Source organism: Pseudomonas sp. FW215-R2 (assembly GCF_058789255.1).
The window spans coordinates 315,757-323,751 of the sequence record NZ_JBYTBO010000006.1 but is presented as its reverse complement, the minus strand read 5'-3'; the positions used below and the strand labels follow the sequence as shown (position 1 = coordinate 323,751).

Here is a 7,995-nt window from a genome sequence, read left to right as displayed (position 1 = left end):
TTGAGTTTCAAGGAGTTTTCCGTTTCGACTGCGCCGGAAGTGGGGCGAATTATAGGCCTCCAGAATCTGCCGTCAACTCTTAATTGCGCTTTTCTTGCAAAACCTGCCTTTTACCCAGCAAACGCGGGATTCGGCGGGCTACCGGCGGCAGTCGCAGCACAAGAAGCAGCCCACCTATAGAGGCATAGACCGCCCACTCTTTAAGATCGGCGCGCACAATCCACAACATATGCAGCAATCCCAACCCGAGAATGACATACGCCAGCCGGTGCAACTTCTTCCAGCGCGCGCCCAAACGACGCTGGCTATAACGATTGGACGTCACCGCCAACGCCAGCAACCCCAGGAATCCAAGCGTACCGACAATAATGTACGGGCGCTTGCGCAACTCCACTCCCAGCTGCGACCAGTCGAAACCCAGAATGAATGCCATATAGCTGCATAAATGCAAAACCACATACGCAAAACACCAGAGCCCCAACTGCCGGCGCACAGCGATCCACCCTCCCCACCCCGTAAACTTCTGCAGCGGCGTCAGGCTCAACGTGACCAGTAGCAACACCAGCGTCCCGAGCCCAAGTCGATCAACCAGGACTTTTCCGGGGTCTGGCCCGAGCAGATCCTCAAAGGCCTGATAGAACCACCACAACGGCCAGATAGCCGCCGCAATAAAAACGCCCACACGCCAGAACGGATATCGCATCAGTAATTCTTCCGCAGATCGAGCCCTGTATATAAAGAAGCGACTTCGTCCGAGTAGCCGTTGAACATCTGCGTATCACGCACATTTGGCTTGAACAGACTATTAGGAAGGCGTCGCTCCCGAGCCTGAGTCCAGCGAGGGTGATCAACCGTCGGGTTCACATTGGCATAAAACCCATACTCGTCCGCTGCAATGCTTTGCCAGGTCGTCTTTGGCTGCTCACTGACCAGACTGATCCGCACGATGGATTTGACACTCTTGAAGCCATACTTCCATGGCACCACCAGACGCAACGGCGCGCCGTTCTGATTCGGCAATTCACGGCCGTACATGCCCACTGCCAGGATCGCCAATGGATTCATCGCCTCATCCAGACGCAAACCTTCTACATAAGGCCAGTCGATCAGGGCAAATCCCGACCGCTGTCCGGGCATACTCTTCGGATCCTGCAAGGTTTCAAAACGAATGTATTTGGCGTTGGACGTCGGCTCCACCTGCTTGAGCAGCGCCGAAACAGGGAAACCGATCCAAGGGATGACCATCGACCATGCCTCGACACAACGCAGGCGATAGATTCGCTCCTCCAACTGATAAGGCTTCATGAAGTCTTCCAGTGCATAGCGCCCCGGTTTCCCCACCTCCCCGTCCACCACCACACTCCAGGGTTCGGTCTTCAGCGATCCGGCATTCGCCGCCGGATCCCCCTTGTCGGTACCGAACTCATAGAAGTTGTTGTAGTGGGTCGCGTCCTTATAGGGCGTGATCGCCTCATCCTTGACGTTCACGGCGCCCCATTTAATAGAAGGCTGCTTCTCGGTAAACCAGGCGGGCGCATTGCCAGACTCGACATCGGCATAACGGGCAGCCTCTTCAGCACTGGCCCAGCGCGGCAGACTGCTCATGGCCAGACCGGCCGCAGTCGCTCCGAGCAATTGCCGGCGAGAGAGATAAATGGATTCAGGCGTGACGTCCGACTCGTGGCAGTCGGACGCTTTGGGGATTTTGATCAGCATGACAACTCCGCAGTTTTGGAGGACAGATGCACCCATAGACTGCGGAGTATGAGGGAAATTACATCACTCGACGTTTTTGTGGCGACGAAGATGCAACAGGTACTGCACAGGGCCCGAGGCCGCATAGGCAAGGAACACCAACAGCAGAATACGCGGAGGATCACTGAACACCACGGCGAACACCAGCACCACCGCCAGGATCGCCACGAATGGTACGCGCCCTTTCAGGTCCAGCTCCTTGAAGCTGTTGTACTTGATGTTGCTGACCATCAGCATACCGGCGGCCGCGACCATCAGTGCAACCAGGAACGACATCTTCGAACCCTGGATCCCGTAATCGCTGAACGCCCAGACAATCCCCGCGACCACACCGGCAGCTGCCGGACTGGCCAGACCGATGAAGTAGCGCTTGTCTGCGGTGCCCACCTGAGTATTGAAGCGCGCCAGACGCAACGCTGCGCCGGCCACATAGATGAAGGCGACCATCCAGCCGACCTTGCCCATGTCACCCAAGGCCCAACCGAATGCCAGCAATGCCGGCGCGACGCCAAACGCAACCATGTCCGACAGCGAGTCGTACTCGGCACCGAATGCACTTTGGGTATTGGTCATGCGTGCCACACGGCCGTCGAGACCATCGAGCACCATGGCGACAAAAATCGCGATAGCCGCGAAGGCGAAGTACTTGCTCGCATTCGCCGAGTCCCCGGCGCTCAACGCAGCCTGGGCGCTCATCGAATTGATGATGGAATAGAACCCTGCAAACAGGTTCGCAGTGGTGAACAGATTCGGCAAAAGATAGATACCACGATGCCGGACTTTACGACCTTCTGCGTCATGCCCTTCTTCGACATGCTCATCGATGGGCAGCAGGCTTTCGGCGTCTGAAGCCTGGTTCGGCTCTTCGGGACGTTCGCTCATGGACATTACCTTGCAACGGATTGGACATTTTCGACAGGTGTCTGGGACGACGGTTCGGCCACAAACGATGCAGCTTTATACCAGAACCGCCCGCCCATACGAAAAAACGCGGCCGAGGCCGCGTTTTTTCATACAAGGGTCGACGACTTAGTTTTTGGCTTTGTCGACGATCTTGTTGGCACCGATCCACGGCATCATGGAGCGCAGTTGCTCGCCGATGATTTCGATACCGTGAGCGGCGTTGTTACGACGCTTGGCGGTCATCGAAGGGTAGCCGGTTGCGCCTTCGCTGATGAACATTTTGGCGTATTCGCCGTCCTGAATACGTTTCAGGGCGTTGCGCATGGCCTGACGGGACTCGGCGTTGATCACTTCCGGGCCAGTCACGTACTCGCCGTACTCAGCGTTGTTGGAGATCGAGTAGTTCATGTTGGCGATACCGCCTTCGTACATGAGGTCAACGATCAGTTTCAGTTCGTGCAGGCACTCGAAGTAGGCCATTTCCGGCGCGTAGCCAGCTTCAACCAGAGTTTCGAAACCGGCTTTTACCAGTTCAACGGTACCGCCGCACAGAACGGCTTGTTCGCCGAACAGGTCGGTTTCGGTCTCGTCCTTGAAGGTGGTTTCGATGATGCCGGTACGACCGCCACCAACGCCGGCGGCGTAGGACAGTGCAACGTTCTTGGCGTTGCCCGAGGCGTCCTGGTAGATCGCGATCAGGTCAGGGATACCGCCGCCTTTCACGAACTCGGAACGTACGGTGTGGCCCGGGGCTTTCGGCGCGATCATGATCACGTCGAGGTCGGCACGCGGAACAACCTGGTTGTAGTGGATCGCGAAGCCGTGGGAGAAGGCCAGGGTGGCGCCTTTCTTGATGTTCGGCTCGATTTCGTTCTTGTACAGGGAAGACTGGAACTCGTCCGGGGTCAGGATCATGACCAAGTCGGCAGCAGCAACGGCGGAAGCAACATCAGTCACTTTCAGGCCGTGGGCTTCAGCCTTGGCAACGGTAGCCGAACCTTTACGCAGACCGACGGTAACGTCGACACCGGAGTCTTTCAGGTTGCACGCTTGAGCGTGGCCCTGGGAGCCGTAACCGATGATGGCAACTTTCTTGCCCTGGATGATCGACAGGTCGCAGTCTTTATCGTAGAAAACTTTCATGAATTTCCCCTTTATATCCAGGCCGTTCAGGCCATTCGCTAATTTGGTTTAGATGCTGAGTACTTTGTCGCCGCGGGCAATACCGGTGACGCCACTACGGACGGTTTCCAGAATCGATGCGGTGCCGATGGACTGAATGAAGCTGTCGAGCTTGTCGCTGGTACCGGTCAGTTGAACGGTATACACGCTGGCGCTGACGTCGACGATCTGTCCACGGTAAATATCGGTGGTGCGTTTGATCTCGGCGCGCTGGGCGCCAGTGGCCTTGACCTTGACCAGCATCAGTTCGCGCTCGATGTGAGCACTTTCCGACAGGTCCACCAGCTTGACCACTTCGATCAGCTTGTTCAGGTTTTTGGTGATCTGCTCGATGATTTCATCGTGGCCGACAGTGGTCAGCGTCAGACGCGACAGAGTCGGGTCTTCGGTCGGCGCCACGGTCAGGCTTTCAATGTTGTAGTTGCGCTGCGAGAACAGGCCGACTACGCGAGACAAAGCACCGGGTTCGTTTTCCAGAAGCAAGGAAATAATGTGCCGCATGATTAGGTACGCTCCGTCTTGCTCAGCCACATATCGCGCATGGAGCCGTCTTTGATCTGCATCGGGTAGACGTGCTCGCTGGTGTCGACCGAAATGTCGAGCACCACCAGGCGATCCTTCAGGGCGAACGCTTCTTCCATCTTCGACTTCAAATCTTTCGATTCGGTGATGCGCACGCCGACGTGACCATAGGCCTCGGCCAGCTTGACGAAATCAGGCAGCGATTCCATGTAGGAGTGCGAGTGACGGCTGCCGTAACTCATGTCTTGCCACTGACGAACCATGCCCAGTACACCGTTGTTCAAGATCACGATCTTGACCGGCAAACCGTATTGCAGGCAGGTCGACAGCTCCTGGATGTTCATCTGGATGCTGCCTTCACCGGTGACGCACGCAACGTCAGACTCAGGGAAGCTCAAGGCGATACCCATCGCGGCCGGCAGACCGAAGCCCATCGTGCCCAGACCACCGGAGTTGATCCAGCGGTTCGGCTTGTTGAACTTGTAGTACTGCGCAGCAAACATCTGGTGCTGGCCCACGTCGGAGGTCACAAAGGCATCGCCCTTGGTCACTTCGCACAGAGTTTCGATCACGGTCTGCGGCTTGATCTTGCTGCCGTCGCCCTTGTCGTAAGGGAACAGGCCGCGATCACCGCGCCACTCGTCAACTTGCTTCCACCAGCTGGCGACCGCTTCCTTGTTCGGGGTTTCGCCGATTTCCTTGAGGATCGTGACCATTTCGGTCAGGACGCTCTCCACCGGGCCAACGATTGGCACGTCAGCCTTGATGGTCTTGGAAATCGAAGCCGGGTCGATGTCGATGTGGATGATCTTGGCGTTCGGGCAGAACTTCGGCGCGCCGTTGATCACGCGATCGTCGAAACGCGCACCGACCGCCAGGATCACATCAGCATGGTGCATCGCCAGGTTCGCGGTGTAGCTGCCGTGCATGCCGAGCATGCCGATGAACTGACGGTCAGTGCCAGGGTAGCCACCGAGGCCCATCAAGGTATTGGTGACCGGCAGGTTGAGCATTTGCGCCAGTTCGGTCAGCGGCGCGGAGCCGTTGCCGAGAATCACGCCACCGCCGGAGTACAGCACGGGACGCTTGGCCGCCAGGAGCATTTCTGCTGCCTTGCGGATTTGCCCGGAGTGACCGCGAACGGCCGGGCTGTAGGAACGCAGTTTGGCTTTCTTCGGGAAGATGTATTCGAACTTCTCGGCCGGATTGGTCATGTCTTTCGGGATATCGACCACGACCGGGCCCGGACGACCGGATTGCGCCAGGTAGAAGGCTTTCTTCATGACTTCCGGGATTTCGGACGCGTGCTTGATCATGAAGCTGTGCTTCACGATCGGCCGGGAGATACCGATCATGTCGGTTTCCTGGAACGCGTCGGTGCCGACCATGGTGCTTGGCACCTGACCGGAAATGATCACCATCGGAATCGAGTCCATGTAGGCCGTGGCAATACCGGTGATGGCGTTTGTGGCGCCTGGACCGGAAGTCACCAGTACCACACCGGCTTTACCGGTGGCACGGGCGTAGCCGTCAGCCATATGGGTAGCCGCTTGTTCGTGACGAACCAGGATGTGGGTCACTTCCGGTTCTTTGAACAGGGCATCGTAAACATGAAGAAGAGCACCACCCGGGTACCCGTAGATATATTTGACGCCTTCGTCACGCAAGAAGCGGACGAGCATCTCACCGCCAGATAAAAGCTCCACGTTGTTCACCTCTAAAACGCCAGAATACCGTCCACAAAAAAAGCGAACGGGTCTTAATAGGTTTACTTCTCGGCAGAGCATGAGCGACGGTGGTCGCCGACTACGTCAGCACTGACTGAGCAAGTATTGGGATCGTCCCAAGTGTTGCGGGCCTTTCCCACCCAGCGCGAGGTAACGCGTTGCGGGTGTAACAGGTCGACGCGGATATGCGCCTCATGATCTGCCGAGAGGGTCTGCTTCTGGCAGTCCCTGTACAGCGGACTTTGGATTCTTCTGTTTCGCCCTCTCCAAGTCAAGCCGTCAATGTGCTTAATTGTGGGTAAGCACATGAGAACGCAAGAAAAAACCTGAAAAGCGCTACTCTGTTAGCGTCAATTGCGCAATTTTGCCAAGGAATCAGCATGCGAACGCTCCTCGTCATCCTGCTGATCGGCCTCAGCCCCTGGTGCATGGCCGGTCAGATCTACAAATGGGTCGATGCTCAAGGTGTCACGCATTTCGATGCGCAGCCGCCACAAGGTCAAACGGCGACCACAGTGCAAACGCCTCCCTCGCCTGCTCCGCGCCCCACCGCGATGCCCGGCAGCGGCGCGTTGGGCGATCAGAAAGCCATCGACGACAAGGTCAGGAAACAGGTCGCCGAGCAACAGGCTCAGCTCAAGACCTTCTGCGAACAGGCTCGCACGAACCTGGCGCAGTTACAGAACAATCCGCGCTTGAGGGAAGAGACCGAGGGGGAATTGCGGCGGCTGAGCGATACGCAACGTCAGGAGCGTATCGCAGAGACGCAGAAGCAGATTGCCGAGAACTGCCAGTGATCACTGGCAGTCGGCCGTTCAGCGCGAAGCAGTGATCAGCAGGTCGAACTCTTTGAGCAATACCTGCAACTGCCGATCCTTGCCCTGCAGATTGCGTTGGGCGAAGACCATTTCGGCCATTTCCTGAATGCCCGAGGCGTTGGGCAATGGCAGGTCCTGCTCGAGGATCATCTTCATCCGCGGCAGGAAGATCCATTGCAGCCACTGCTCGAAATCGAGCGTGTCGACCGAGAATGGCTCGACACTGCTCAAGGCTTCAACCGAAGGCTGGACGTCATCCCACCAGCCCTGGGTGCGCAGTTCGCGCTCGATCAACAACAATTGATCGGCAACTTTCGAGAAACGCGCGTCCATCACAGCGAAACCTTGGCCTTCTGACGGGCCAGTGCGGCGCCGGCGGAATCACCCTGTTTTTCGCGAGCCTGGGCAATCAGTTCCCACAGGCTGGCCTGCAAGTCCGGACGACCGTTGGCCATGGTCAGCGCGCGGCGGGCAGTTTGCTCGGCTTGCGGGGCATCGCCCTGAGCCATGCGCACCTGCGCCAGACGGTAAAGCACTTGTGGCTCACGCGGGGCAACACGCTGAGCGCGCTCAAGGCTGGAGGACGCACCGTTCAGATCGCCACCGGCCTGCTGTTGCTGCGCGGTAGTCAACAAGGCGAGCACCGGACCGTCCAGTTGCTCGTCGGCAGACAGACCGCCGCCGCTGCTGCTGGCCGATGGAATGCCGCTAGGCGTCGAAGGCATGCTGTAACTGCCGGAGCTGATCGGTGCCGATTCGACCGGCGAAGGGTTGTATGGCCCCGCAGTGATACCACCGGACGCCGGGCCCGGCACGATCGGCGAGCTGCTGATCGGCGTCGACGTCGCAGCGCCACCCGGCACCATCACCACCACACCGGTATCGCCCTGCGGGATAGCCTGAGTCTGGCCCTGCACAGGACGTTTCACCGTCGTCTGCCGGAAGCCACCATTGGCCGAAATGCGTTCACTGTTGGACACAGCCGTGCCCGAATCGACAACCGGGATCGAACCACGCTGTACGGTGGAGCAGCCGCTGAGCAAAGCCACGGCGGTCACCGCTGGAATCAACCACTTGTTCACTTGAAA

At 58.0% G+C, this 7,995-nt stretch carries 9 protein-coding genes; 1 reads left to right on the top strand and 8 read right to left on the bottom strand.

What is annotated here, in order from left to right; all coding sequences use genetic code 11:
• Positions 1-79: 79 nt before the first annotated feature.
• The 6 genes from msrQ to AC3WRD_RS11645 form a co-directional block, all read right to left on the bottom strand.
• The gene (msrQ, locus tag AC3WRD_RS11670; protein WP_102621067.1) at positions 80-703 is read right to left on the bottom strand and encodes a protein-methionine-sulfoxide reductase heme-binding subunit MsrQ; all 624 of its coding nucleotides are present in this window, start codon (positions 701-703) and stop codon (positions 80-82) included.
• Entirely contained in the window at positions 703-1,716 is a 1,014-nt protein-coding gene (gene msrP, locus AC3WRD_RS11665) for a protein-methionine-sulfoxide reductase catalytic subunit MsrP (RefSeq protein ID WP_102621068.1), read from the bottom strand. The genes msrQ and msrP overlap by 1 nt, the downstream gene beginning before the upstream one ends.
• A gap of 63 nt (positions 1,717-1,779) precedes the next feature.
• Complete coding sequence (gene pssA / locus AC3WRD_RS11660) at positions 1,780-2,637, bottom strand: CDP-diacylglycerol--serine O-phosphatidyltransferase (RefSeq protein WP_085712132.1); 858 nt, start codon at positions 2,635-2,637, stop codon at positions 1,780-1,782.
• 147 nt (positions 2,638-2,784) lie between these two features.
• The gene (ilvC, locus tag AC3WRD_RS11655) at positions 2,785-3,801 is read right to left on the bottom strand and encodes a ketol-acid reductoisomerase (protein ID WP_003228216.1); all 1,017 of its coding nucleotides are present in this window, start codon (positions 3,799-3,801) and stop codon (positions 2,785-2,787) included.
• Positions 3,802-3,849: 48 nt separating this feature from the next.
• On the bottom strand, positions 3,850-4,341 hold the full coding sequence (gene ilvN, locus AC3WRD_RS11650) for an acetolactate synthase small subunit (protein WP_003205610.1): 492 nt from the start codon (positions 4,339-4,341) through the stop codon (positions 3,850-3,852).
• Between the two features lie 2 nt (positions 4,342-4,343).
• A complete protein-coding gene (locus AC3WRD_RS11645; RefSeq protein WP_102621134.1) occupies positions 4,344-6,068 on the bottom strand; it encodes an acetolactate synthase 3 large subunit in 1,725 nt (574 codons plus the stop codon).
• Between the two features lie 401 nt (positions 6,069-6,469).
• Here AC3WRD_RS11645 and AC3WRD_RS11640 point away from each other — a divergent pair, with 401 nt between their 5' ends.
• The gene (locus AC3WRD_RS11640) at positions 6,470-6,886 is read left to right on the top strand and encodes a DUF4124 domain-containing protein (protein ID WP_102621069.1); all 417 of its coding nucleotides are present in this window, start codon (positions 6,470-6,472) and stop codon (positions 6,884-6,886) included.
• Between the two features lie 18 nt (positions 6,887-6,904).
• Here the strand turns inward: AC3WRD_RS11640 and AC3WRD_RS11635 are convergent, their stop codons facing one another.
• Both AC3WRD_RS11635 and AC3WRD_RS11630 read right to left on the bottom strand, forming a co-directional pair.
• Positions 6,905-7,240, bottom strand: a complete 336-nt coding sequence (locus tag AC3WRD_RS11635) for a YqcC family protein (RefSeq protein ID WP_102621070.1) — start codon at positions 7,238-7,240, stop codon at positions 6,905-6,907.
• Complete coding sequence (locus AC3WRD_RS11630) at positions 7,240-7,989, bottom strand: tetratricopeptide repeat protein (protein WP_102621071.1); 750 nt, start codon at positions 7,987-7,989, stop codon at positions 7,240-7,242. Before AC3WRD_RS11630 ends, AC3WRD_RS11635 begins: the two co-directional genes overlap by 1 nt.
• Positions 7,990-7,995 lie beyond the last annotated feature (6 nt).